21 protein-coding genes are annotated in these 23,624 nt (G+C 69.8%); 16 read left to right on the forward strand and 5 right to left on the reverse strand.

Going from position 1 to position 23,624, the window contains the following annotated elements; all coding sequences use genetic code 11:
- Nucleotides 1–569: 569 nt before the first annotated feature.
- Nucleotides 570–950 carry a hypothetical protein gene (locus tag AC3AOF_RS25120; RefSeq protein WP_488346812.1) on the reverse strand — a complete coding sequence of 127 codons (381 nt, stop codon included), beginning with the start codon at nucleotides 948–950 and terminating at the stop codon, nucleotides 570–572.
- 465 nt (nucleotides 951–1,415) lie between these two features.
- On the opposite strand from AC3AOF_RS25120, the gene AC3AOF_RS25125 reads away from it, so the two are divergent.
- Both AC3AOF_RS25125 and AC3AOF_RS25130 read left to right on the forward strand, forming a co-directional pair.
- Nucleotides 1,416–1,688 carry a hypothetical protein gene (locus AC3AOF_RS25125; RefSeq protein WP_236988303.1) on the forward strand — a complete coding sequence of 91 codons (273 nt, stop codon included), beginning with the start codon at nucleotides 1,416–1,418 and terminating at the stop codon, nucleotides 1,686–1,688.
- Between the two features lie 89 nt (nucleotides 1,689–1,777).
- Nucleotides 1,778–2,014: a DUF6894 family protein gene (locus tag AC3AOF_RS25130; protein ID WP_488346813.1), complete on the forward strand. Its 237-nt coding sequence runs from the start codon at nucleotides 1,778–1,780 to the stop codon at nucleotides 2,012–2,014.
- Nucleotides 2,015–2,031: 17 nt separating this feature from the next.
- Here the strand turns inward: AC3AOF_RS25130 and AC3AOF_RS25135 are convergent, their stop codons facing one another.
- Nucleotides 2,032–2,499, reverse strand: a complete 468-nt coding sequence (locus AC3AOF_RS25135) for an MgtC/SapB family protein (RefSeq protein WP_236988301.1) — start codon at nucleotides 2,497–2,499, stop codon at nucleotides 2,032–2,034.
- 350 nt (nucleotides 2,500–2,849) lie between these two features.
- Here AC3AOF_RS25135 and AC3AOF_RS25140 point away from each other — a divergent pair, with 350 nt between their 5' ends.
- From AC3AOF_RS25140 to AC3AOF_RS25160, 5 genes are all read left to right on the forward strand, one after another.
- Nucleotides 2,850–3,299 carry a helix-turn-helix domain-containing protein gene (locus tag AC3AOF_RS25140; protein WP_236988300.1) on the forward strand — a complete coding sequence of 150 codons (450 nt, stop codon included), beginning with the start codon at nucleotides 2,850–2,852 and terminating at the stop codon, nucleotides 3,297–3,299.
- 98 nt (nucleotides 3,300–3,397) lie between these two features.
- Nucleotides 3,398–4,576: a methionine adenosyltransferase gene (metK, locus tag AC3AOF_RS25145; RefSeq protein ID WP_236988299.1), complete on the forward strand. Its 1,179-nt coding sequence runs from the start codon at nucleotides 3,398–3,400 to the stop codon at nucleotides 4,574–4,576.
- A 160-nt stretch (nucleotides 4,577–4,736) separates the two neighbouring features.
- On the forward strand, nucleotides 4,737–5,438 hold the full coding sequence (gene trmB / locus AC3AOF_RS25150; RefSeq protein ID WP_236988298.1) for a tRNA (guanine(46)-N(7))-methyltransferase TrmB: 702 nt from the start codon (nucleotides 4,737–4,739) through the stop codon (nucleotides 5,436–5,438).
- A gap of 60 nt (nucleotides 5,439–5,498) precedes the next feature.
- Nucleotides 5,499–6,074: a CCDC90 family protein gene (locus AC3AOF_RS25155; protein ID WP_236988297.1), complete on the forward strand. Its 576-nt coding sequence runs from the start codon at nucleotides 5,499–5,501 to the stop codon at nucleotides 6,072–6,074.
- A gap of 210 nt (nucleotides 6,075–6,284) precedes the next feature.
- On the forward strand, nucleotides 6,285–8,063 hold the full coding sequence (locus AC3AOF_RS25160) for a sensor histidine kinase (RefSeq protein ID WP_488346814.1): 1,779 nt from the start codon (nucleotides 6,285–6,287) through the stop codon (nucleotides 8,061–8,063).
- Between the two features lie 28 nt (nucleotides 8,064–8,091).
- Here the strand turns inward: AC3AOF_RS25160 and AC3AOF_RS25165 are convergent, their stop codons facing one another.
- Nucleotides 8,092–9,066: a hypothetical protein gene (locus tag AC3AOF_RS25165; RefSeq protein ID WP_488346815.1), complete on the reverse strand. Its 975-nt coding sequence runs from the start codon at nucleotides 9,064–9,066 to the stop codon at nucleotides 8,092–8,094.
- Nucleotides 9,067–9,447: 381 nt separating this feature from the next.
- On the opposite strand from AC3AOF_RS25165, the gene AC3AOF_RS25170 reads away from it, so the two are divergent.
- Nucleotides 9,448–10,047 (forward strand): superoxide dismutase, encoded by a 600-nt coding sequence (locus AC3AOF_RS25170; RefSeq protein ID WP_048429540.1) that lies wholly within the window; start codon nucleotides 9,448–9,450, stop codon nucleotides 10,045–10,047.
- A gap of 260 nt (nucleotides 10,048–10,307) precedes the next feature.
- On the opposite strand, the gene AC3AOF_RS25175 is transcribed toward AC3AOF_RS25170, so the two are convergent.
- Nucleotides 10,308–11,183: a ChbG/HpnK family deacetylase gene (locus tag AC3AOF_RS25175; protein WP_488346816.1), complete on the reverse strand. Its 876-nt coding sequence runs from the start codon at nucleotides 11,181–11,183 to the stop codon at nucleotides 10,308–10,310.
- A 106-nt stretch (nucleotides 11,184–11,289) separates the two neighbouring features.
- Between AC3AOF_RS25175 and AC3AOF_RS25180 the strand changes: the two genes are divergently transcribed.
- The 3 genes from AC3AOF_RS25180 to AC3AOF_RS25190 all read left to right on the forward strand — a co-directional run bounded on the left by AC3AOF_RS25180 (nucleotide 11,290) and on the right by AC3AOF_RS25190 (nucleotide 15,245).
- Nucleotides 11,290–12,315, forward strand: coding sequence for a glycosyltransferase family 2 protein (locus tag AC3AOF_RS25180; protein WP_488346817.1), 1,026 nt, complete (start codon nucleotides 11,290–11,292; stop codon nucleotides 12,313–12,315).
- A 48-nt stretch (nucleotides 12,316–12,363) separates the two neighbouring features.
- Nucleotides 12,364–13,887, forward strand: a complete 1,524-nt coding sequence (gene murJ, locus AC3AOF_RS25185) for a murein biosynthesis integral membrane protein MurJ (protein ID WP_488346818.1) — start codon at nucleotides 12,364–12,366, stop codon at nucleotides 13,885–13,887.
- Between the two features lie 680 nt (nucleotides 13,888–14,567).
- Nucleotides 14,568–15,245, forward strand: coding sequence for a haloacid dehalogenase type II (locus AC3AOF_RS25190; RefSeq protein WP_488346819.1), 678 nt, complete (start codon nucleotides 14,568–14,570; stop codon nucleotides 15,243–15,245).
- Here the strand turns inward: AC3AOF_RS25190 and tcuC are convergent, their stop codons facing one another.
- Nucleotides 15,246–16,565 (reverse strand): tricarballylate/proton symporter TcuC, encoded by a 1,320-nt coding sequence (tcuC, locus tag AC3AOF_RS25195; protein ID WP_488346820.1) that lies wholly within the window; start codon nucleotides 16,563–16,565, stop codon nucleotides 15,246–15,248. It abuts the gene before it with no gap.
- Nucleotides 16,566–16,738: 173 nt separating this feature from the next.
- Here tcuC and AC3AOF_RS25200 point away from each other — a divergent pair, with 173 nt between their 5' ends.
- The 5 genes from AC3AOF_RS25200 to typA all read left to right on the forward strand — a co-directional run bounded on the left by AC3AOF_RS25200 (nucleotide 16,739) and on the right by typA (nucleotide 23,237).
- Nucleotides 16,739–17,566: a substrate-binding domain-containing protein gene (locus AC3AOF_RS25200; protein ID WP_236988290.1), complete on the forward strand. Its 828-nt coding sequence runs from the start codon at nucleotides 16,739–16,741 to the stop codon at nucleotides 17,564–17,566.
- A gap of 135 nt (nucleotides 17,567–17,701) precedes the next feature.
- Nucleotides 17,702–17,896 (forward strand): hypothetical protein, encoded by a 195-nt coding sequence (locus AC3AOF_RS25205; RefSeq protein WP_236988289.1) that lies wholly within the window; start codon nucleotides 17,702–17,704, stop codon nucleotides 17,894–17,896.
- A gap of 231 nt (nucleotides 17,897–18,127) precedes the next feature.
- Nucleotides 18,128–19,729, forward strand: a complete 1,602-nt coding sequence (locus AC3AOF_RS25210) for an O-fucosyltransferase family protein (RefSeq protein ID WP_236988288.1) — start codon at nucleotides 18,128–18,130, stop codon at nucleotides 19,727–19,729.
- A 180-nt stretch (nucleotides 19,730–19,909) separates the two neighbouring features.
- Nucleotides 19,910–21,244, forward strand: a complete 1,335-nt coding sequence (locus AC3AOF_RS25215) for a TAXI family TRAP transporter solute-binding subunit (protein WP_236988287.1) — start codon at nucleotides 19,910–19,912, stop codon at nucleotides 21,242–21,244.
- Between the two features lie 166 nt (nucleotides 21,245–21,410).
- Nucleotides 21,411–23,237, forward strand: coding sequence for a translational GTPase TypA (gene typA / locus AC3AOF_RS25220; protein ID WP_236988286.1), 1,827 nt, complete (start codon nucleotides 21,411–21,413; stop codon nucleotides 23,235–23,237).
- The last annotated feature ends 387 nt before the right edge of the window (nucleotides 23,238–23,624 follow it).

Here is a 23,624-nt window from a genome sequence, read left to right on the forward strand (position 1 = left end):
TCCGATTGATCGCTCCGCGAGGCGGAAACCGGCTTCGCTCAGGCGTGTGAAGCCTACGGCTTCACCGCGCGGGCTGGTGATACGGCGTCCGGAAGGACTCTTCCGGAAGCCGTATCGGCCGGTAACCTGCGGATGCCTGTCCGCCTCCTCCGGAACCGGTGTGCCGGCCGCACGTTTCCGGGACAGTAGCGGATTCCCCAATCCACGATGACGGAGCGCCCGCCGAGGTCCTAACCCTCCGGCGGGCGTTCTGCGTGTCGTGCCCCGGTCACCCCGCGGCCCGGCGGTAGCGAGGCCGAGTGTCGCGACCCTTGCGATTCAAGCTTGAGCGTGTCTTCGAGTCCTCACTCCTGCCTTGTTTGCGGCGCGTCCTGCCATCCGACCCGGCCGCCGAGACGCGGCCCGACACCGTTCCAGCGAGGCGGCACCATGCGTTTCATCGGCATCTTCGGCGCTCTCCTCTCCGTCGCCCTCGTCCTGACGGTCGGCGCCTTGTTCACCCTGGCGGCGGCGCCGGTCCGGGCGGCGTTGGCGTTCCGGCGGGCCTGACGCCCGCCGGTTCGCGGCGATCACGCGGCGGCGCGCATGAGCCAGATCGCCGCGGAGAGGCCCACCCCCGCAACCCCGATGAAGCCGACATACAGGGCCAGCGTCGGGTCGGTATGGTCGTGGGCGTAGCCCGGTTTGCGGGGAGACAGGCGCCACCGTTCCTTGATCTCGGCGAAGCGGGCCCGGGCGATGTCCTTCGGCGAGAGGGCGTTGCCGCCCGCCTCCTCGCAGGTTCCGAGCATCGCCATGCCGGGATCGAACACCTCGACCTTGTCGCCGCTGCGGCCGGAATCGATGTCGCCCTTGAGCATCGCGGTGTTGGGCTTCGGGGCGTCGACCGGGGCCGGCGGATTGGCGCGCTGTGCCGACAGGTGCGGGGGAACGTCGGTGTCGTCGCTCATGGCCTCGGCTCGCAAGAGGGATGGATGTCCCGGGACTACGCCCGCCGCGGAGGGAAGTTCGAAGGCGCGACGGCTTGCGCCCTGCGGCACGACGACCGCCCGATGCCTTGCCGGCGATCATGTCTCGCGGGAGATCGGGCCGGTGCCGTCCGGGCCCCGGCGAAAGCGCGCCGCAGGGCGGAACGATGCGGCGCGAGATGAATTGTTGCAATGCAGCATCGCGCTCCCGCGTAGTGCTGCTGCCCTCCTAGGGCGTTTCCTCCCTGACTGAAGCCGCTCGCGAGGGCGGCTTCTTTTTTGGCGGGAGCGCGGCCGGCGCGCGTCGGGTCGGCAGCGCAGGTGTGACGGTGCGGGATTTACGGTGATCCGGCCGCGAGATCGCGGTACCCCGCCGCCCGATTTCGCGCTATGGGCTGCGCAAGGCGCCCGGTCCCGGTCGCTTCTCTCACGGCGCAACCCGGCATCATGGCGCACGAAGGCCATCCTCCCCAGGGAACCCCGCTCCAGATCGAACTGGAGGAAGTCGCGCCGGGCGAGTTCATCATCTCGGTCCTCTGGCGGGAGAAGAAGCTCGGATCGCTGTATCTGCGGGGAGACCGCCGCGAAGCGACCGCCTTCCTCGAAGAGGCCCGCCAGCGCATCGTGGTGGCCGTCACCGGCGACGCGCCGAGCGACCTCGACCGGCAGGTGCAGCGCGAGCTGATCGACCTGAGCCGGAACATGCAGCCGCGCGGCTGAAAGTCGGCGCAGGGCCCGGAGCACGGCGCCGGGAACCTTTCCCTGAGAGACCGGTATGTCCTACGCCGGTATTCACGAAAGGTGACCCAATGCCCCTCTACTACGTCGACAGGTTCGATGGCATCGCCGTCATTGACGACGTGGGGGTCGATCTGCCCGGTCTGGAGGCGGCGCGCGATTATGTCCGATCTGCACTGATCGAGATGATGAGCGCCGAGGCCTGCACCGGCGAGGCATCGCGCTGCCAGGCCTCCGTGCGGGATGCATCGGGCCGGCGCGTGCTGGAGGCCTCCCTCGTCCTGACGATGTCGCCGGAGCCTCAATAGACACGCCCCTGACGCTCTCACCCGTCCCGACCCGCACTCCCACCCTCCGCCCTCTTCCGCCTCTCGTCGATGGCCCGGTCGACGAAGCCACCGACCATCAGGGTCGCGAGGAGGAAGCCCGTGCCGAGCGCCAGCGGGCGATAGGCGCCGAGACCGCAGACGATGCCGAGCGCCGCCGTCACCCAGATCGCCGCGGCGGTGGTGAGGCCGTGCACCCGGCCGTGGCCCTCGCGCTTGACGATCACGCCGGCGCCCAGGAAGCCGATCCCCGTGACGATGCCCTGGATCGCCCGGCTGGCATTCGCGTCCGTTCCCTCGTCGGAGAAGCCGGATCCGGCCAGGGTCACCAGGGCCGCGCCGAGGGCCACCAGGCCCAGGGTGCGCACGCCCACGGGCTTCGAATGCATCTCGCGGTTGATGCCCACCAGTCCCCCGGCGAGCACGGCGGCGCCGAGGCGGAGGCAGATGTCGGTAGTCGTGAGCATCGCGGTCACGAATTCCGCGCCGCAGCCAGACCTGAGCGGGGAACTGGATGCGCCATGACGATCCTCATGCATCGCTCCTCACGCCGCCCGTCCCGGCCCGTCTCCCTCGCGCGAACGGGACACGGCCCATCCTTCCCGACCAGTCGTCAAGCCCGGGTAGGGCGCCGCACCGGACGTTGCAAGACCGGCGTCGTCGCCCGGTCCGGCGCAGGTCCCTCCATCCGCTATGACGGATGACGCGTTCGGCCAAAAAGCGGGCATTTACGCGATCGCAACGATCGGGAATCAACAATCACCCCGTCGCCTTCCACGCCGCGGCGCGACGCGCGGGCAGACCTGCGAGCCGGGAGATGGCCGGGAAACCTGCGGATTACCGCGACGTGCATATCGGCAGCCTCATCGAGGAGCGGCGCCTGCGCGCCGGGCTCAGCCGGGAGGCGCTGGCCGGCCCCCTCGATGTCTCGCTCTCCCAGCTCGGCAAATACCTGAAGGGCGCCAACCGCCTGAGCGCCACCGACCTCGACGTCGTGGCGCGGGTCCTCGGCGTGCCGGTGGGATATTTTTTCGAGAGCATGCCGGGCCGCGATTTGCCGCAGCCCGGGCTCAGCGACCGGCCGCAGGCCCGGCTGGAGGCGCTCGAGGGATGGACCGGGTTCGCCGAGGCGGTCGCCCGGGCCGCCGACACGCATCTCGACGGCGATCGCCGCCAAGCCCTCGGCAGCCTCGTTCGCGCCGTCGACCATGCGCTGTCAGGGCAACAATCGTTCGATAAAGCGAACGTCTCCGCTCCGTCGGATTGACGTTCGGGATTCCGGCTGCCAGAACCCCGCGATCGAAGAGTCGGGTAGAAATCGGCCGACGTGCCGCGCCCGACGAAACCCTGGGGGCTTCGCACGCCATGCCGCGTTCCAATTACCTGTTCACGAGCGAGTCGGTCTCCGAAGGCCATCCGGACAAGGTCTGCGACCGGATCTCCGACACCGTGGTCGACGCCTACCTGGCGGTGATGCCGGAGGCCCGCCTCGGCGTCGAGACCCTGGCGACCACCAACCGCATCGTGATCGCCGGCGAGGTGCGCGGCCCCGATTCGGTGACCTTCAAGGACCTGGAGGAGCTGACCCGCGCGGCCGTCAAGGATATCGGCTACGAGCAGGACGGTTTCCACTGGAAGCACAACGACGTCGCCATCTACCTGCACGCCCAGTCCGCCGACATCGCCCAGGGCGTCGACGCCGCGGGCAACAAGGACGAGGGCGCGGGCGACCAGGGCATCATGTTCGGCTACGCGTCCGACGAGACGCCCGCCCTGATGCCGGCGCCGATCTACTACGCCCACAAGATCCTCAAGGACCTGGCCGACGCCCGCAAGGCGAAGTCGGGTAACGCGGCCAAGCTCGGCCCGGACGCCAAGAGCCAGGTCACCGTCCGCTACGTCGACGGCCGCCCGGTCGAGGCGACCCAGATCGTGCTCTCGACCCAGCACCTCGACGAATCGCTCGATTCGGCCGCCGTGCGGGCCATCGTCGAGCCCTACATCCGGGCGGCTCTGCCCGAGAACTGGGTCACCGACCAGACGGTGTGGCACGTCAACCCGACCGGCAAGTTCGTGATCGGCGGCCCCGACGGCGATGCCGGCCTCACCGGGCGCAAGATCATCGTCGACACCTATGGCGGTGCGGCGCCCCACGGCGGCGGTGCCTTCTCGGGCAAGGATCCGACCAAGGTCGACCGCTCGGCGGCCTACGCGGCGCGCTACCTCGCCAAGAACGTCGTCGCCGCCGGCCTCGCCCGCCGGGCCACGATCCAGCTCGCCTACGCCATCGGCGTCGCCAAGCCGCTGTCGATCTACGTCGACCTGCACGGCACCGGCGAGGTCGACGAGGCGAAGCTCGAGTCGGTCCTGGGCCAGCTCGTCGATCTGTCGCCCCGCGGCATCCGCACCCATCTCGGCCTCAACAAGCCGATCTATGCCCGCACCTCGGCCTACGGCCATTTCGGCCGCGAGCCCGAGGCCGATGGCGGCTTCTCCTGGGAGCGCACTGACCTCGTCGGCCAGCTCAAGGGCGCCCTGGCCTGATCCGGCGCCCCGGTCCGAGAGCGGCGTACGATCGCATCGCGATCGTACGCCGCTCTCGTTCTGTGTTTGCCGTATTTTCTTCGACGAACCGGTCTCCACTTCGTCGGAAAATGCTTTAGCGGGGCATCCACATGCGCCCCTTTCTCGGCACCGGGACACCATGGACGACCACGACACCGACGCAGGCCCCGAGCGGGCCCGCGCCTTCTACGGCCGGCGCAAGGGCAAGCGCCTGCGCCCGGGCCAGGAGGAGCGCCTCGCCGACCTCCTGCCGCGCCTGCGCCTGCCCGAGGCCGGCCGCCTCGACCCCCCTTCCCTGTTTCCCCGCCCGGTCGCCGAGACCTGGCTTGAGATCGGCTTCGGCGGCGGCGAGCACCTCGCCGCGCAGGCCCGGCTCAATCCCGGCACCGGCATCATCGGCTGCGAGCCCTTCGTCAACGGCGTGGTGAAGCTGCTGCGCACCCTCGACGACGAGGCGATCGACACCGTCCGCCTCTGGGACCGGGACGCGATGGAGCTGCTGCCGCGGCTGCCCGATGCCAGCATCGGGCGCGTGTTCCTGCTCTATCCCGATCCCTGGCCGAAGCGCCGGCAGCGCAAGCGACGCTTCGTGTCCGACGAATCCCTGGCCGAGATCGCCCGGGTGCTGAAGCCCGGCGGCGAGTTCCGCTTCGCCTCCGACATCGACGATTATGCCGGCTGGACCCTGGTCCGCGCCGCCCGCTCCCCTCGCTTGCGCTGGACGGCGACACGCGGCCCCGACTGGACCACGCCATGGCCGGAATGGCCCGGCACCCGCTACGAGGCGAAGACCACCGCCGAGGGCCGCAGGCCGACCTACCTGACCTTCGAGCGGGTGTAGGCCGCGCAGGACGGCTTTCGGCTCCTGTCGCGTCAACCCGGCCCGTGATAGGGTCGCGCCATGACCGCCGTCGCCTTCGACACCCTGAAATTCGCCCGCGCCCTCCGGGAGCGGGCCCATCTCTCCGCCGAGCAGGCGGAGGGGCTGTCGGAGGTGTTCGCCGAGGCGGTGCAGGGCGGCCTGCCGACCCGGGCCGACCTGCAGGGCCTCGAAGGCTCGGTCAAAGCCGAGTTCGTTGCCGTCCGGGCCGAGATCGCGGCTTTCCAGGCCGAGACCAAAGCCGAATTCGCGGCCGTCCGAGCGGAGCTCGCGGCCTTCAAGATCGAGACGAGGAACGAGTTCGCGGCGGTTCGGTCGGAACTCGCGGCCTTCAAGCTCGAAACCCGGAACGAGTTCGCGGCGGTTCGCTCGGAGATGAAGGCCGAGTTTGCCGCTGTCCGATCGGAAATGAAGAACGAGTTCGCGGCTGTCCGGGCCGAGATTGCGGCTTTCAAGATCGAGACGCGGACCGAATTCGCCTCCGTCCGGTCGGAGATGAAGCTCCTCGAACAGCGCATGACGATCAAGCTCGGCGCCATGCTGGTGGCGCTCGGGGGCATCCTGATCGCGGCGATCCGATACATGCCGGCCCGCTGAGGCGGGCATCGCACCGTTTCGGCCGCGACGTGCTCCGGCGCACCGCGCCAGGGGGGCGGACGGCCGACCTTGCCGCCGGGCGCGCGGAAAGGCATGTTTTCCCCGCGAAACCGCCAAGCCGGGCCGGGCGGGGCAAGTCGGCTCGGGACGGCGCGCGGGAGCCGGTGCACCCCGCCTGCCCGTCTCCCCGTTCACCAGGATTGCGCTGTCTTGGACCAGAGGCCCGACGCCGCCCCCGGCCTGCCGGATGAAGTTTTTCCCCGTTTCGCCTTCGAGGGCGCGCCGGTCGGCCTCGCCTGCCTGAGCGGACCGGATCGGCGCATCCTCGCCGCCAACCCGGCCCTGGCGGCGCTTCTGGGCACCGATCCCGCGACCTTGCGCGGCCGCAGCCTCGCCGATCTCGGCCACCCGCAGGGTTCGGGAACCAGTCCGGACCTTGCCGGCGAGGCCTGGTTGCGCCGGGCCGACGGATCCCCGATCCGGGTGCGGCTCCGGGCCGGGCCCGAGCGGGACGGCTGCCGGATCGTCGCGGTCGAGGCCGTCGCGGATGCCGCCGCCGAGGCCCGGCAGACCCATTCCGAGCAGACCCATCTGGCGCTCGCCTCCGCCGGGCTCGGCGAGTGGAGCTGGAGCCCGACCGACGGCCGCGTCGTCCTGTCGGACCGGGCCGCGGCGATCCTGGGCTACCCGGCCGGCGCGACGCCCCCCTGGGCTGGGCTGCAGGAGATGGTCTCCCGCGACGACCTCGACCGGGTTCGCGCGACGGTGCAGGACGCCGTCGCCAAGGCGATCCCCTACGCGGTCGAGATGCGCGTCCGCCGGGCGAATGACGGCCAGGAGGCCTGGATCTCCGCTCGCGGCCAGGCGACCCTCGCGCCCGACGGGACGCTCACCGGCATGATCGGCGTGCTCCAGGACGTGACCGCCCGGGAAGAGGCGCGGCGCGCCCTGCACGACCGCGAGCAGCGGCTGCGGGTGGCGACCACCGTGGCGGCGCTGGGCATCTTCGAATGGCATGTGCTCGACGACCAGTCGATCTGGGAGAACGAGCGGATGTGGGAGATCTTCCGCCGCCGGCCGCAGGACGGCACCATCAGCATGCGCGAGTTCTTCCGCACGGTGGTCCACCCGGAGGACAAGGTGGCCTTCCGCCGGTCCGTCGCCGCGGCGCTCCACGGCGACGGGGTGCTGCACGCGACGACCCGCATCCGTCGCCCGGACGACGAGGGCGGCGAGGTCTGGCGCACGATCGAGATGGCCGGCCGGTTCGAGCGCGACGGGCCGGCCGGCCTGCCGCGGCGCCTGATCGGCGTCGTCGCCGACATCACCGACCGGACGCTCGCCGCGGAGCGCCAGTCGCTGCTGATCCGCGAGCTGCACCACCGGGTGAAGAACACGCTGGCGACGGTGCAGGCGATCGTCGGCTCGACCGCCCGGACGGCATCGAGCATCGACAGCTTCTACGAGGCCTTCGTCGGCCGCATCATGTCGCTCGCCCACACCCATTCGGTGCTGACCGAGGACGTGTGGCAGACCGCCTCCTTGCGCGGATTGCTGGAGAACGAGCTGCGCCCCTATGCCGACGGCGAGATGCGGGCCGGCTCCGGCGGGCGGATCGAGCTCGACGGGCCGGCGGTCGACCTGCCTTCCGAGATCGCGGTACCGATCGGCATGGCGATCCACGAGCTGACCACCAACGCGGCCAAGTACGGCGCCTTGTCGAACCGCAGCGGCCGGGTGCGAATCCGCTGGAGCGTCGAGCCTGGGGCGGACCGGCCGCGCCTGCGCTTCCACTGGCAGGAATCCGGCGGCCCCGCGGTGGCGCCGCCGACCCGCCAGGGCTTCGGCTCGCGCCTGCTCCAGCGGGTGCTCACCACCCAGGTCCAGGCCGAGGTCGCCACCAACTACGCCCCCGGCGGCCTCGTCCTGACCATGCTGGCGCCCCTGCCGGCCCGCAACGCCGCCCTCAACCCCTTGGCGACGTTGTAAGACCCGGGCGACGCTGGAGGCGGCCGCTTCAGGCGCTGCGGGCCGCGCCCTCGCCCCCGGCATTGCGGAAGACCTTCAGCTCCTCGATCGACGCGAAGTGGAAGCGCCCGGCCGGCGTGTCGGCGTCGATCGTGCCGTCGGCATACATCGTGTAGGTGTTTCCGCCCGAATCGTAGGTGCCGATCACCGTCTTGCCCGGTGGCTCCTCGGGGGGAAGGTCCTCGTAGGGGGGCTCCTGCGGCAGAGGCGCTTCGGCGACGGGCTCGGGGGCCGGAGGAGCGGGCGGCGGCGCGGCCTCGTGCGGCGGTGCGGGCCGGGGCTCCTCCGCGGGCGGTGGCGGCGCGGACTCGTGAGCCGCGGGGTCGTGCATCGGCGGCTCGTGCGCGACGGTCTCATGCGCCGAAAGTTGTTCAGGCGTCGTGAACTCCTGAGCGACGGGCTCGCGCGGCGAAGGATCGTACGGCGCAGGCGCGTGATGCGGGGATTCCTGCGATGCGGTCTCTTGCCGTGAATCGTCGGGCCGCCCCGCCGAAATGTCCGGATCCTCGGCCCGGGTGAGGCGCAGTTCGCTCGCCGCGAGCCCGGCTGCCGCCACCGCGGCGCCGGCCGCGAGCGCCGTCCCGCCGTCGAGGCCCGTCGGCTCGGCCGGGCGCGGCTCGGGGGCGGGGGGCGGAGCGGCCGGGAACGGGATCGGCGGCAGGACGGGTGACAGGACCGGCTCGTTGCGGGTCGCCCGGACCGGGGCGGCACTGGTCTCGGCGGCAGCGAGGTCCGCGGCGGGGCGCGCCGCCGGGGCGTGCCCGGCGAGGGCGCGCTCGATGCGCCCGAGCCGCGCGACCGCGGCGGTGATGCCCAGCAGCACGGCGCCGGCGCTCGCCCCGACGGTGCCGGCGATCACCATGGTCCAGCCGACCTCGAGCCGCACGAAGGGAATGCCCTGCACCATCGCGGCGAGACCGCCGATCAGCATCAGGAGGGCGAGCACGGTCAACGCGACGATCATTCGGACTCTCGGGGCACTGGCGATCAAACGGGGCTGCCCCGCGGGCGACGCGAGCAGCCGAACGGGCGGGTCCGGGGCCGCCGCCCCGCCCGCCAGGCTCAGATTTAGGCGCACGGGCCGCTTTTGCAAAACGGCCGCGCTTGAATTCCCCGGACTCCGCCCCCGGAAAGCCCCGGACCCCCCGGAAAGCTCCGGACCGGTCGCGGATCGGGATGCCAAGATCGGGATGCCAAGATCGGGATGCAAAGATCGGGATGATGGCCGTGACGGCGGGCCTGCGGCGTTGCCGCGGGCGCGGGGCCGACTTAGGTAGACGCGGGTGCCGCGGCTGCGCCTCTCGGGGACCGCCGCGCCCGACCCGTGAGATCCGGAGACACGCCGATGGCCTTCACGCTGCCCGAACTCCCCTACGCCTACGACGCGCTGCAGCCCTACATGTCGAAGGAGACGCTGGAGTTCCACCACGACAAGCACCACAAGGCGTATGTCGATACCGGCAACAAGCTCCTCGAGGGCTCGGAGCTCGCCGGCAAGAGCGTCGAGGAGGTGGTGAAGGCCTCCTACGGCCAGAACCAGCCGCTGTTCAACAATGCCGGCCAGCATTACAACCACATCCACTTCTGGCAGTGGATGAAGCCGAATGGCGGCGGCGCGATCCCGGGCGCGCTGGAGAAGAAGATCGCCGAGGATCTGGGCGGCACCGACAAGTTCAAGGCCGACTTCATCCAGGCCGGCGTGTCGCAGTTCGGCTCCGGCTGGGCCTGGCTCGCGGTGAAGAACGGCAAGCTCGAGATCATGAAGACCCCCAACGGCGAGAACCCGCTGGTGCACGGCGCCAAGCCGATCCTCGGCGTCGACGTGTGGGAGCACTCCTACTACATCGACTACCGCAACCGCCGTCCCGACTATCTCAAGGCGTTCATCGAGAACCTGGTGAACTGGGAGCACGTCGAGAAGATGTACGGCGAGGCGATCGCCTGATCGGTTCTGGATCGTTATCGATCCTGAAACCCCCTCCCCTCCCGGGTGAGGGGGTTTTCTATGGCGGAACGCAGAGCCTGTTTGGCTTTCTCGACAGATCTCGAACCCACCGCGTCATTCCGGGGCCGCGTAAGCGGAGCCCGGAATCCAGACGCTCAGGTGTTGGAGAACGAAGCGGGGCGCTCCTCGCTTGATCCTGAACGATCCGCGGCTCTGGATTCCGGGCTCCGCTGCGCGGCCCCGGAATGACATGGCGGGTGTCAGGATTGTCGAGCCGAGCGCATCTGCGCCTGAGCATTCTCCGGCCGCGGCACCAGCCGAACCCGCTCCCGCTTCAGGAATTCCGCGAACCGTTCCGAGCCGAGATAGGCCAGCTCCAGCGGCCGGCTCGCCACCACCGGGTCGAGGGCGCGCAAACCGTCGTCGATCTCGCCCGGATGGCACATCACCACCGGAGCCGGTCCGAGCGCCCGGAAGCTCCGCTCGAACGCCTCGGCGAACCCTTCCCCTTCCGAAAAATCCGAGAAGCCGGAGAAGCCGCGATTGGTGGCAAGGCCCGCCCGCCGGGCCGCCACGCGAAAACCCAGCCCGAGGCCTGCGACCACCAGGGCCTTGCCGGCCTGCGGCCGTGCCCGGATCGCGCTCAGACGGTCGCCCGGGTCGCGCAGCCAGCCCCGCCAGCCCCGGTCTGACAATGCCGCGAGAAGCGCCCCCCGCACCCCCGGCAGCACGTGGACGTGCTGGTGACCGTCGACGAAATCCGGCAGGCGGCCCATGGCGCCGACGAAGGCGTCGAGCTGGCGCTCGATCTCGGGGCGCACGTCCTGAGGTCTCAGCCCGCCCGACAGGGCAAGCCGCATCAGCCGCCCCAGCGGCGGCAGCCGTCCATCGGGCGCGAGGCGCGGCAGGTTTCCGAGGGGGGCGCCCGTCGTCAGGGTGAGGTGGAGGCCTAAAGCCACCGCGCCGTGCAATTCGCGCAGGGCGGGCGCCGCGTCCGGGAAGGCCGCGATGTTGGTCATCGAGCCGGTGGCTGATATGCGGCCCATCCGCGCCAGGTGGAGGATGCCCCGGCTGACGCCCGGGCTCAGGCCGTAATCGTCGGCGCAGAGCACGACCGGGTGCCGTTCAGGAAGCATCGCGTAGATCTCGCGCCGAGAGAGCCGCCGGTGCCCGCACCGGCCTTGATGACCGCCCGCCGCCGGCCCCCGCCGGCGCAGAGACACCGAAACGAGGGACAGCGCCGTGGAGCTGTTCAGACAGCCTGAGCCGGTCGACCTGAGCGTCGTCATACCGGTCTTCAACGAGAGCGCCAACGTCGCCCCGCTCCTCGCCCGCCTGCTTCCGGTGCTGGAGCGCCTGACGCAGTCTTACGAGGTGGTGTTCGTCGACGACGGCAGCCACGACGACACCGCCGCGGTGGTGGCGGCCCACCACCGGGCCGAGCCGCGCATCGGCGCGGTCTCGTTCAGCCGCAACTTCGGCAAGGAGATCGCCATCGCGGCCGGTCTCGACCATGCCGAGGGCCGCGCCGTCGTCATCATGGATGCCGACCTGCAGCACCCGCCCGAGCTGATCGCGACCTTCTGGGAGCGCTGGCGGGAGGGCAACGTGATGGTCTACGCCCAGCGCACCGACCGCGACGACGAGAGTGCGATGCGGCGCGGCTTCGCGCGGCTGTTCTACCGGCTCTTCGCCCGCTTCGGCGAGATGCCGCTGCCCGAGGGCGCCGGCGATTTCCGGCTCATCGACCGCAAGGGCGTCGAGGTGCTGCGCTCGCTGCCTGAGCGCGCCCGGTTCTCGAAGGGCCTGTATTCGTGGATCGGCTTCCGCTCGGTCGGCGTCCCCTACCAGGTCGAGGAGCGCCAGCACGGCGCCTCGAAATGGAGCTTTCGCAAGCTCTTCCGCTTCGCCTTCGACGGCATCACCTCGTTCTCGACCGTGCCTTTGCGGGTCTGGACCTATCTCGGCGGCACCATCGCGGGCATCGCCTTCCTGACCGCGCTCTACTTCGTCGCCGATACCCTGCTGCGCGGCCCCGACGTGCCGGGCTACGCCTCGCTGATCGTCTCGGTGATGTTCTTCTCCGGGGTACAGCTGATGTCGCTCGGCATCATCGGCGAGTATATCGGCCGCATCTTCGCCGAGGTGAAGCGGCGCCCGCTCTACGTCGTGGCCGAGCGGATCGGTCCGGCGGCGGCGGGCCACGACCGGCCGGTCCGGGACGACCGCCGCGGGGGAAGGCGGGCGCGCTATTCCGGCGCCGCCTAGGCCGTCCGGCCGCGTGCCTTGCGGCCGCGCCGTGCTATGGACCGCCGCATGATTCGCAGCATCCTCTCGGTCGGCGGCTGGACGCTGGTCTCCCGGGCCACCGGCTTCCTGCGCGACGTGCTCATGGCCGCCGTGATGGGCGCCGGCCCGATCGCCGACGCCTTCGTGGTGGCCTTCCGGCTGCCGAACCATTTTCGCGCGATCTTCGGCGAGGGAGCCTTCAACGTCGCCTTCGTGCCGACCTACGCCGCCCTCGACGCCGAGGACGGCGCAGCCCGGGCCTTCGCCGACCGGGTCTACACGCTGATGCTGCTGGTGCAGGTGGCGCTGCTGGCGCTCGCCCTGCCGCTGATGCCGGTGATCGTGCGGGCCCTCGCCCCGGGCTTTGCCGACGAGCCCGAAAAATTCGCGCTCGCGGTGACGCTGACCCGCATCACCTTCCCCTACCTCCTGTTCATCACCCAGGTGACGCTGCTCTCGGGGATCCTCAACGCGAGGCGGCGCTTCGCGGCCGCCGCCGCCGCCCCGGTGCTGCTCAACGTCTCGCTGCTGGGAGCGCTTGCCCTCGCCTTCCTGTTCCCGAATGCCGGCTACGCCGCAGCCTGGGGCGTCGCCTTGTCCGGCGTGCTGCAATTCCTGCTGGTCTGGGCCGATGCGCGGCGGGCCGGGCTCGCCCCCGCCCTGGTGCGCCCGACCCTGAACGATGCCGGCATGCGCCGGTTCTTCGCGATGCTCGGGCCGGCAGTGATCGGCTCGGCCGGCGTGCAGATCGCGATGTTCGCCGACACGATCATCGCCTCGTTCCTGCCGACCGGCGCGGTCTCGGCGCTCTACTATGCCGACCGGCTCTATCAGCTACCCTTCGGGGTCATCGGCATCGCCGCCGGCACGGTGCTGTTGCCGGAGATGAGCCGGCGGGTTGCGGCGGGCGACGCGGACGGGGCGCATGCGGCGCAGAACCGCGCCACCGGCTTCTCGCTCGCCCTGTCGGCGCCGTTCGCGGTGGCGTTCCTGCTGGTGCCCGACCTGATCATGACCGCCCTGTTCCAGCGCGGCGCCTTCGACGCCGAGGCGGCGTCCCGCTCCGGCGCGGTGCTGGCCGCCTACGGCTTGGCGCTCCCGGCGGCGGTGCTGATCCGCAGCGTGGTGGCGAGCTTCTATGCCCGTCACGACACCCGCACGCCGGTCGTCGCCTCCCTCACGGCGGTCGCGGTCAATGTGGGCTTGAAGGTGGTGCTCACCGGACCGCTCGGCGTGATGGGCCTGGCGCTCGCCACCGCGGCCGGCGTCTGGGTCAACGTGCTGATCCTGTTCTGCCTCGCCTATGGCCGCGGCTGGACCGCGCCGAGCCGCACGCTGATCGTCACCGCCTGCGGCGTGCTGGCCGCCTGCATCGTGCTCGCCGCCTGCACGCTCGGCGGCCTGCCGCTGATCGACCGCCTGATGCCCTCCCTGCCGCGCTTCCGCGAGCTGGCCGTGCTGACGGCCCTCGGGGTCGCCGGGCTGGTCGCCTACGGGGCGACGCTGCTGGTGGCCCTGCGGCTGTTCGGGGTGCGGCTGCGGCGGGTGTGAGGCTTCTGCGGCCATCCGGCAGGTGTTCTTCTGATCCCACCCGCGACCTCATCCTGAGGTGCCGGAGCGAAGCGGAGGCCTCGAAGGAGGGCTCCGGAACGCTATGCCCTCTCCGGAGCCCTCCTTCGAGGTCGGTCCATCGTCGATGGCTGATACCAACGGTCGGTGAAAACGACCTTTGGTCCCGTTCTCGAATTTTTGCCAAGTCCCGAATTTACGCCAAGCCCGAGGTCCCGGACTTCTGGGCTAGGTGTCGACAATTCGAGATGGGTCGACGGCCCCGTCGATCTCGGGCGTGCCCGAGATCGAATCGATGCGTCAGCATCTTGGGCCGTTGGTATGATACGAAATCCGGAAGATCACTTCCGGATTTCGTATCATCAGCCCGCGCGGCGCCTGAGCGAAGCCGCTTTCCGCATCGCGAAGCGATCAATCGGAAAGCGTATGATACGAAATCCGGAAGATCACTTCCGGATTTCGTATCATCAGCCCGCGCGGCGCCTGAGCGAAGCCGCTTTCCGCATCGCGAAGCGATCAATCGGAAAGCGTATGACACCTCGGGATGAGGTCGTGGGGTGGGACGAATGTTCGACTGGGGTCGGACAGGCTCCATGTTGAACCCGGCGTCATGCCGTGCGCGTTGTCAGGCGCGATCCCGCCCGCGACGCCACGAGGCCGCCATGCCCCTTCCCGCCCCGCTCGACCGCGCCGACGCCGTCGTCTTCGACGCCTACGGCACCCTGCTCGACGTCCATTCCGCCGTGCAGCGCCATGCCGCCGCGATCGGGCCGGAGGCGCCGAGGCTGTCCGAGACCTGGCGGCAGAAGCAGCTCGAATATTCCTGGGTGTTGTCGCTGTGCGGGCGCTGCGCGCCGTTCTGGACCCTGACCGAGCGGGCCCTGGATTTTGCTCTCGCCCGCCATCCGGGGGTGGACCGCGAGGTGCGCGCAAGCCTGCTCGAGGCCTATCGCGCGCTCGACGCCTATCCGGAGGTGCCCGGCACGCTGAAGGCCTTGCGCCGGGAAGGCCTGAAGACCGCGATCCTGTCGAACGGCGACACCGCCATGCTCGATGCGGCAGTGACGGCGGCCAATCTCCAAGGTCATCTCGACGCCGTCCTGTCGGTCGATCCGGCCGGCATCTTCAAGACCTCGCCCCGCGCCTATGCCTTGGCGCCGGAGCGCCTCGGCGTCGCGCGGGAGCGGATCGCGTTCGTATCGTCGAACCGCTGGGACATCGCCGGGGCGGCGGCCTACGGCTTTGCCCCGGTCTGGGTCAACCGGACGAGCCAGCCCGACGAGTATCCGGATCTCGCACCCGTGCGCGAGATCCGCGCCCTCGACGGGCTGCTGGCCTGATTACTCGCCGGCGACCGGGCGGGCATTGCCCGGAACCCCGGCGACGGCGGGTGCGCCGCGGCGGTAGATCAGCAGGGTCGCGACGAGGCCGCAGGCGCCCGCGAAGGCCATCCACAGGCCCGGCGCCGCCTTGTTGCCGAGCGCCTCGATCAGCCAGGTCGAGACGACCGGGGTGAAGCCGCCGAAGAGCGCGGTGGCGAGCGAGTAGGCGAGCGAGAAGCCGGTGGTGCGGACCTTGGCCGGGACGATCTCGGTCAGCGCCACCACCATCGCGCCGTTGTAGCTGCCATACAGGAAGGACAGCCACAGGAGCGTGATCAGCATGTTGGTGAACGAGATGTTCGAGGTGAGCCAGGCCAGCGCCGGATAGGCGGTGAGCAGGGTGAGCGCGGAGAAGGCCAGCAGGATCGGCTTGCGGCCGATCCTGTCGGAGAGCGCGCCCATCACCGGCAGCCAGAACAGGTTCGACAGGGCGGTGAGGAAGGTGACGATCAGGCTGTCGGTCTCGGACAGCTTGAGCACGCTCTTGCCGAAGGTCGGAGTGTAGACCGTGATGGTGTAGAACGACACCGTGGTCATCACCACCAGCAGCATGCCGAGCAGCACGATCTGCCAGTTCTGGCCCAGCGACGCGAAGACCTCGGGCAGCGACGGGCGCTCCTTGCGGTGCAGGAACTCCTGGGTCTCCTCCAGCGAGCGCCGGATGTAGAACAGGAACGGCACGATCATGCAGCCGATGAAGAACGGGATGCGCCAGCCCCACTCGGACATCTGGGTCGGCATCAGGGCGCGGCTCAAGGTAAAGCCGATCAGCGCCGCCACCATCACGGCGACCTGCTGGCTGCCGGATTGCCAGGAGACGTAGAAGCCCTTGCGGCCGGGGGTCGCCATCTCGGCGAGGTAGACCGACACGCCGCCGAGTTCGACGCCCGCGGAGAAGCCCTGGAGCAGGCGGCCGATCAGCACCAGGAAGGGGGCCGCGAGGCCGATGGTCTGGTAGGACGGCACGAAGGCGATCAGCACCGTGCCGGCCGCCATGATGCCGAGCGTCACGATGAGGCCCCGGCGCCGGCCGATCCGGTCGACATAGGCGCCGAGGAAGATCGCCCCGAGCGGCCGCATCAGGAAGCCGGCGCCGAAGGCCATGAAGGTGAACATCAGCGAAGCGAACTCGTTCTCCGCCGGGAAGAACGCCTTCGAGATGTGGCTCGCGTAGATGCCGAACAGGAAGAAGTCAAACATCTCCAGGAAGTTGCCGCTCGTGACGCGCAACACCGTGGCGACCTTCGACCCCTGCGGACCGTGGACCGGACCTGCCATGCTCAATTCCTCCCGAACGCGGGCTCCCTGGATTGGGCTCTGTCTACAGCGATCCTCAGCACGTTTGATACAGAAATTTCATCCCTCGAAATTCGATGGAGCTTGCGCGGCGGCCGGGTTGCCAACAGGGAATGCCGCCGGGACATCTCCATGAGGCATCCCCGGGAGGAAGCATGACGAAGACCGGATTCACGACCATGACGGCGTCGCGCGCTGACCGTGGTGCACGCCGCCTCGCCCTGATGGCCGTCGGCCTGGCGGCCGGGCTTGCCCTCGCCGCCCCGGCCAGGGCCGCGGATGTGCACGTGATGATCTCCGGCGGCTTCACCGCCGCCTACGAGGCCCTGGTGCCGGGTTTCGAGACGAAGACCGGCGACAAGGTCGTGACCGCCTTCGGCCCGTCGATGGGCACGGCGCCGGAGGCGATTCCCGTGCGCCTCGCCCGCGGCGAGCCGGCCGACGTGGTCATCATGGTCGGCTACGCCCTCGACGCCCTCGACAAGGAGGGCAAGATCGAGCCGGGCAGCAAGGTCGCACTCGCCGATTCCAAGATCGCGCTGGCGGTGAAGGCCGGGGCCAAGGTACCGGACATTTCCACCCTCGACGCCTTCAGGAAGGCGCTGCTCGGCGCCACCTCGATCGCCTATTCCGACAGCGCCAGCGGCGTCTACATCGAGAAGGAGATGTACAAGAAGCTGGGGCTGGAGAGTGAACTGGCGCCCAGGAGCAAGATGATCGTCGCAGAGCGCGTCGGCAACGTCGTCGCCCGGGGCGACGCCGAGTTCGGCTTCCAGCAGATCGCCGAGCTCAAACCGATCAAGGGCATCACCATCGTCGGGCCGATCCCGCCGGAGGTGCAGAAGGTCACGCTGTTCTCGGCCGGCATCCCGAAGGGCGCCAAGCACCCCGCCGAGGCCCGCGCCCTGATCGCCTGGCTCTCGGCGCCGGACCACGCCGCCACGATCGTCGAGACCGGCCTCGACCCGATCAAGGCCCGCTAACCCCTGATTCACGACGAGGAGAATGCGAGCGATCGGATTCACCCCCTCTTCACGCCGCTCAGGCCCTGATGGGACCCACACAACAGGTCTCGCGCCGCCCCCAGATGGGGCGGCCAAGCGGGCGGGGACGGCATCATGCGACAGGGTTGGACGCCCGGAGCAGCGGCGCGCGGATCGGCGCCGCTGCTCCGGCAGGAGAAGAACGCGCATCAGCGCTACCTCGCGGCACCGGGCTATCACCCGGGCGCCCTGGTGATCGCGACACTCGGCCCGGCCCTGGGGGCGGCGATCGTGGCGGTGGTCGCGTTGGGCTTGCGGGTGGCCCTGTAAGCGGGCGGATCGGCGGTCAAAGTCCATTTGACCGTCGCGGTCGTCATAGCACCCTCCGGGTCATCCCCGGGCTCGACGACGCCGAGAACCCGGGATGACCCGGAGGGTCTGATTTCCGTGGGCGATCATGGATCATGATGGGGCGTTCAACGGCCCTCATCGTCGACCTGGCAGTCACGCCTCGACGCGATGCCCATCACATCGGGGTTGGCAGCCCGCAGCGCATCGTGGATGATCGGCGGAACCTCGCGTGACGGAGGGGCACTGTCCCAACAGGCTTTCCGTGTTCGGCTTGTAAGTCCGAAAAATTTTCTCGGGGCCGACATCCACGAAAAGGGATCGTGTGTGGTTCATCCATCCGAGAATGCCGGCCGACCGCTTTGCTATTCGTACAACAGGGGCGGCATCAACAACCAGAAAATCGCCCTCCTCGGCCTGTTCCTCAAGGCGATGGCGGGAGACGACCGCCGGATCATCCTGCCGGACATCGTGATCTTCGATCAGATCACCTTCATCCACGAGCGCGTGCCGATCGCCGCGGCGTTCGACGTGGCCCGCTTGCGGGATTTTGCGGAGACGGTCGGCGTCACCATCCTCGATCGCGCGCCCGCCGGCGACGAAGGCGGCTGGGAGTTCTTCCATCACGGCGAGCGTCACATCGCCCACGCGGCCGCGTCCGGAGCGCTCGACGGCGACAGCGTCGTGGTCCGGTTCTTCCGCGCCCTGGTGCCGGCGGCGCGGAGCGCGCCCGACACGTCGCGGTTGCGGGACATCGTCTTCGATCGGCTGGGCATCGCCCACGTGGTCCAGATGCGCATCGAGCGCGACTGGGACGATCACGTCCGGATCCGCGTCGATCCGGAGGTCGGCCACAACGAAGACAACCGGCATTCGGCCGAGAGCATCGTCCGCAAGTTTCGCGCGACTTATCCCAGCGGCACCTCGAAACTCTACATCGTCTGCGACGAGGCGGCCCTCGTCGAGGGGAAGGAGACGATCCGCCGATCCCTGCGCGAGACCTACGACATCGAGGCGTTCTGGAAGTCCGACCTCGTGGAGACGTTCCAGTCCGGCGGTGTGAACCTTCTCGAACGCTCGCTGGTGGATTTCGAGATCGCGCTCGCGGCGCCGTTCTTCGTCGGCACGTCGCGGTCGACCTTCTCCGGGATGGCCGCGCTGGAGCGCTTCGCCCAGTCCGGACAGGTGGGCAACCACGGCATCTACAACGCGCTCGGTCCGCGGCTGGCCGTCCGGTACGACAAGGGCGCGTTCCGCTCGGCCCGCTTGGCGACTGCGGAGGATCCTTACGATCCGTCCTGCGGCTACGAACTGGGGCAGATCCTGGAGGTCGCCGGCTCCGTGCGGGCGGCGCACGACCAGTATCTCGCGCGGGGCGAGTTCGGCGGGCCCGACCGCGAGGAGGTCTATCTCGCCCTCACCCGCGCGGCGCGCCTGAAGGCCGCGCTCGGCGAGGCGCCGGAGGCGGTGCTGGCGGCCTTCGAGCGGGCGGCCGGCGTGGCCCCGTCGCGGGCGGAGGCGCTGCATGGCGCCGCCCAGCATGCGCGCGCTCAGGGTCGGTACGAGGAGGCCCATGCCCTAGCGTCGCGGGGCCTCGGCATCCGCCTGCCGCCCGGCGGCCGGGCCGTCGAGCCCTGGATCTACGACTGGGCGCTGATCGACGAATACGCCGTCGCGGCGTCGTGGACCGGGCGTCCCGTCGAGAGTCTTCGCGCCTGCATCCAGCTCCTGATGGAGGCGAAGATCCCCGAGGAGCATCGCGACCGGATCGTGTCCAACGCGAAGTTCTCCATCGACCGCATCGCCGGGCGCTGACGGCGCCCCGCCGATCGCCGCCCGCGCCAATCGGCCTGATTGCCGAATCCGGGCCGGCTGCCCAGGGTAAGGGCTCCGAGCATCATTCGCCGGAGTGGTCGCCGGATCGGCGACCAAAATGATGCAAAAGCAAGGAAGCGAGCGGAGTCGCGCCCTGCCGCTCTGCTTGGATGAGGGTCCATGCGGCGCTACGTTCCCATCGTCCTCGCGACCGTCCTCGCCCTCGTGGCGACGGCGCTCCTCGCCTATCAATGGCTCGGGCAGCCGACGACCCTGCGCGTCGCCGTCGGGCCGTCCGGGAGCGAGGATGCACGCCTCGTCGCGGCGGTGGCGCAGTCGCTCGCCCGCACCCACGAGGACGTGCGCCTGCGGCTCGTGGCGACGAGCGGCGTTGCCGAGAGCGCCGAGACGGCGGAGCACGGCAAGGCCGACCTCGCGGTGGTGCGCTCCGATGTCGGCATCCCGGCCCGTACCCAGACCGTGGCGATCCTGCACCGGGACGCGGTGCTGCTGCTGGCGGCCGACCCTGGCCTTGCCGCCGTGCCGGACCTGAAGGCCAAGCGGATCGGGATCGTGCGCAACCCGGCCGGCAACACCCGGCTGCTCGCCCACATCCTCGAACATTACGAGGTGCCGGCCGATGCGGTGACGACGATCCCCCTCGGCGACGGGCAGGAGGCGGGCCAGGCGTTGCGCGAGGGGCGGGTCGATGCCGTGATGGTGGTGAGCCCGCTGACCGGCCGCACCGCCGGCGAGGTCGTGGCGGGCATCACGCGGGGAGGCGGCACGGCGACCTTCATCCCGATCGGCGAGGCGGCGGTGCTGGCCCGGCGCTGGCCGGCGCTGGAGAGCGTCGAGATCGCCCGCGGCACCTTCGGCGGCACGCCGCCGCGCCCGGCCGAGACGGTCACCACCGTCGGGGTCAGCCACCGGCTGGTGGCCCAGGCGCAAATCGCCGATTCCGTGGTCTCGGAACTGACGCGGCTGCTATTCGTCAACCGGCCCGGCCTCGCCGCCGAGGTGCCGCTCGCCAACCAGATCGAGGCGCCCGACACCTCGAAGAGCGCGTCGCTGCCGGTGCATCCCGGCGCCCAGGCGTATTACGAGGGCGAGGTCGAGAGCTTCTTCGAGCGCTACGGCGACTGGTTCTACCTCCTGGTGATGTGCGTCTCGATTCTCGGCTCCGCCGCCGCCACCCTGGTGTCGCGGGCGGCCAACCGGTCGCGGGCCCGCGACATGGCGCTCCTGCGCCAGCTGCTCGCCATCGTGCGGGCGAGCCGCGACGTCGAGGACGAACTGGAACTGACCGACCTCGAGCGGCAGGCCGACGAGATCCTGGCCGCGGCGCTCGCCCGGGCAGGCACCGGGGCGATCGACAATGCCGGGGTCGCGGCCTTCACCCTCGGCCTCGACCAGGCGCGGCGGGCGATCGCGGAGCGCCGCGCCGTTCTGCTGGAGAGACACGCCCATTCCGTCGATCGCGGACCGGACCCGCTGTCAGCCGCGGCCGAGTGACCCATCTGGAGGCCGGCGCCTCCCCGACAAGGGGCGATACCGGGCCCTCTTGCGAAAAAGCCCTATCCCTTATATTGCGACGCAACAGTTTTCCCCCGGCTCGATGCGTCCGGCTGCCATTCTGGCGGCCCGCGGCGTGCCGGGCTTTGTTTGCTTCGGATATCCTATGAAGCTGCGCAATATCGCCATCATCGCCCACGTCGACCACGGCAAGACGACCCTGGTCGACAAGCTGCTCCAGCAATCCGGCTCGTTCCGCGAGAACCAGCGGGTCGAGGAGCGCGCGATGGACTCGAACGACCTCGAGAAGGAGCGCGGCATCACCATCCTGGCCAAGGCCACCTCGGTGGTCTGGAAGGACACCCGGATCAACATCGTCGACACCCCCGGCCACGCCGATTTCGGCGGCGAGGTCGAGCGCATCCTGTCGATGGTCGACGGCGTGATCGTGCTGGTCGACGCCGCCGAAGGCCCGATGCCGCAGACCAAGTTCGTGGTCTCGAAGGCGCTCAAGATCGGCCTGCGCCCGATCGTGGCGGTCAACAAGGTCGACCGGCCCGACGCCCGCATCACCGAGGTGGTGAACGAGGTGTTCGACCTGTTCGCGGCGCTCGACGCCACCGACGAGCAGCTCGACTTCCCGATCCTGTACGGGTCGGGCCGCAACGGCTGGATGGCGACCTCGCCCGAGGGCTCGCAGGATGACGGGCTGGCCCCGCTCTTCGACCTGGTGCTGGAGCACGTTCCCCCGGCCAAGACCGAGGACGGCCCGTTCCGGATGCTCGGCACCCTGCTCGAGGCCAATCCCTTCCTCGGCCGCATCATCACCGGCCGCATCGCCGCCGGCACCGTGAAGCCGAACCAGGCGATCAAGGTCCTCGACCGCGAGGGCAAGGTCGTGGAGACCGGCCGCGTCTCGAAGATCCTGGCCTTCCGCGGCCTGGAGCGCCAGCCGATCGAGATGGGCGAGGCGGGCGACATCGTGTCGATCGCGGGCCTCGTGAAGGGCACCGTCGCCGACACCTTCTGCGATCCCCAGGTCGAGACCCCGATCCAGGCCCAGCCGATCGACCCGCCGACCGTGACGATGTCGTTCATCGTCAACGATTCGCCGCTCGCCGGCACCGAGGGCGACAAGGTCACGAGCCGCATGATCCGCGACCGCCTGTTCAAGGAGGCCGAGGGCAACGTCACGCTCAAGATCGAGGAAGCCGCCGACAAGGATTCGTTCTACGTCTCGGGCCGCGGTGAGCTTCAGCTCGCGATCCTGATCGAGACGATGCGCCGCGAGGGCTTCGAGATCGCCGTGTCGCGTCCCCGCGTCGTCTTCGAGAAGGACGAGGCCGGCGAGATCATGGAGCCGATCGAGGAGGTCGTGATCGACGTCGACGAGGAGTATTCCGGCGTCGTCGTGCAGAAGATGTCGGAGCGCAAGGCCGACATGATCGAGATGCGCCCGTCGGGCGGCAACCGCCTGCGCCTGGTGTTCCACGCTCCGACCCGCGGCCTGATCGGCTACCAGGGCGAGCTGATGACCGACACCCGCGGCACCGCGATCATGAACCGCCTGTTCAAGGCCTACGAGCCCTACAAGGGCGAGATCGCCGGCCGTCGCAACGGCGTGCTGATGTCCAACGACCAGGGCGAGGCCGTCGCCTATGCCCTGTGGAACCTCGAGGATCGCGGCCCGATGATGATCGAGCCGGGCTGGAAGGTCTACCAGGGCATGATCATCGGCGAGCACAACCGCGAGAACGACCTCGAGGTGAACGTGCTCAAGGGCAAGAAGCTCACCAACATCCGCACCACCTCGAAGGACGAGGCGGTCCGCCTGACCCCGCCGATCCGCATGACCCTCGAGCGCTCGCTCGCCTGGATCCAGGACGACGAGCTGGTCGAGGTGACCCCGAAGTCGATCCGCCTGCGCAAGGCCGTCCTCGACCCGAACGACCGCAAGCGGGCGGAGCGGGCCAAGGAGTCGCTGAGCGCCTGATCGGCCGCCTGATGGTTTGATAGTTCGTCCCTCGCCCCTTTCGGGGCGGGGGATTTTCTTTTTTCAGGCCGTGGTGCTGTCGAGGCGACCAGACAGGATGGCGCAGGCTTTTCCCCTCCCCCCTCTGCGGGGGAGGGTGGCCTGCGGAGCAGGCCGGGAGAGGGGACGCCGTTTCCGGAGAGATCGCGACCATGGTGACGGGCGCCAGCTGGAGTAGCGTCGCGCTGCCCCTCTCCCGCCCCACTCCGTGGGGCACCCTCCCCCGCAGAGGGGGGAGGGAAAAGCCTGCGCTACTTCTTTTGCCCGGACAGCCCTGCCACCCACGGGGAGCGGGGGGAAACCCGCGCCATCCTCGGTACGGATATTTCTTCGAAAGTCCGGCGTGAT

Source organism: Methylobacterium sp. 142-1Y, from assembly GCF_057747795.1.

What these genes read in the sequence shown, in the direction of transcription:
- AC3AOF_RS25120 (WP_488346812.1), bottom strand. Translation starts at nt 950, where the DNA reads ATGAGCGACGACACCGACGTTCCCCCGCACCTGTCGGCACAGCGCGCC.
- AC3AOF_RS25125 (WP_236988303.1), top strand. Translation starts at nt 1,416, where the DNA reads ATGGCGCACGAAGGCCATCCTCCCCAGGGAACCCCGCTCCAGATCGAA.
- AC3AOF_RS25130 (WP_488346813.1), top strand. Translation starts at nt 1,778, where the DNA reads ATGCCCCTCTACTACGTCGACAGGTTCGATGGCATCGCCGTCATTGAC.
- AC3AOF_RS25135 (WP_236988301.1), bottom strand. Translation starts at nt 2,499, where the DNA reads ATGCTCACGACTACCGACATCTGCCTCCGCCTCGGCGCCGCCGTGCTC.
- AC3AOF_RS25140 (WP_236988300.1), top strand. Translation starts at nt 2,850, where the DNA reads ATGGCCGGGAAACCTGCGGATTACCGCGACGTGCATATCGGCAGCCTC.
- metK (WP_236988299.1), top strand. Translation starts at nt 3,398, where the DNA reads ATGCCGCGTTCCAATTACCTGTTCACGAGCGAGTCGGTCTCCGAAGGC.
- trmB (WP_236988298.1), top strand. Translation starts at nt 4,737, where the DNA reads ATGGACGACCACGACACCGACGCAGGCCCCGAGCGGGCCCGCGCCTTC.
- AC3AOF_RS25155 (WP_236988297.1), top strand. Translation starts at nt 5,499, where the DNA reads ATGACCGCCGTCGCCTTCGACACCCTGAAATTCGCCCGCGCCCTCCGG.
- AC3AOF_RS25165 (WP_488346815.1), bottom strand. Translation starts at nt 9,066, where the DNA reads ATGATCGTCGCGTTGACCGTGCTCGCCCTCCTGATGCTGATCGGCGGT.
- AC3AOF_RS25170 (WP_048429540.1), top strand. Translation starts at nt 9,448, where the DNA reads ATGGCCTTCACGCTGCCCGAACTCCCCTACGCCTACGACGCGCTGCAG.
- AC3AOF_RS25175 (WP_488346816.1), bottom strand. Translation starts at nt 11,183, where the DNA reads ATGCTTCCTGAACGGCACCCGGTCGTGCTCTGCGCCGACGATTACGGC.
- murJ (WP_488346818.1), top strand. Translation starts at nt 12,364, where the DNA reads ATGATTCGCAGCATCCTCTCGGTCGGCGGCTGGACGCTGGTCTCCCGG.
- AC3AOF_RS25190 (WP_488346819.1), top strand. Translation starts at nt 14,568, where the DNA reads ATGCCCCTTCCCGCCCCGCTCGACCGCGCCGACGCCGTCGTCTTCGAC.
- tcuC (WP_488346820.1), bottom strand. Translation starts at nt 16,565, where the DNA reads ATGGCAGGTCCGGTCCACGGTCCGCAGGGGTCGAAGGTCGCCACGGTG.
- AC3AOF_RS25200 (WP_236988290.1), top strand. Translation starts at nt 16,739, where the DNA reads ATGACGAAGACCGGATTCACGACCATGACGGCGTCGCGCGCTGACCGT.
- AC3AOF_RS25205 (WP_236988289.1), top strand. Translation starts at nt 17,702, where the DNA reads ATGCGACAGGGTTGGACGCCCGGAGCAGCGGCGCGCGGATCGGCGCCG.
- AC3AOF_RS25210 (WP_236988288.1), top strand. Translation starts at nt 18,128, where the DNA reads ATGATCGGCGGAACCTCGCGTGACGGAGGGGCACTGTCCCAACAGGCT.
- AC3AOF_RS25215 (WP_236988287.1), top strand. Translation starts at nt 19,910, where the DNA reads ATGCGGCGCTACGTTCCCATCGTCCTCGCGACCGTCCTCGCCCTCGTG.
- typA (WP_236988286.1), top strand. Translation starts at nt 21,411, where the DNA reads ATGAAGCTGCGCAATATCGCCATCATCGCCCACGTCGACCACGGCAAG.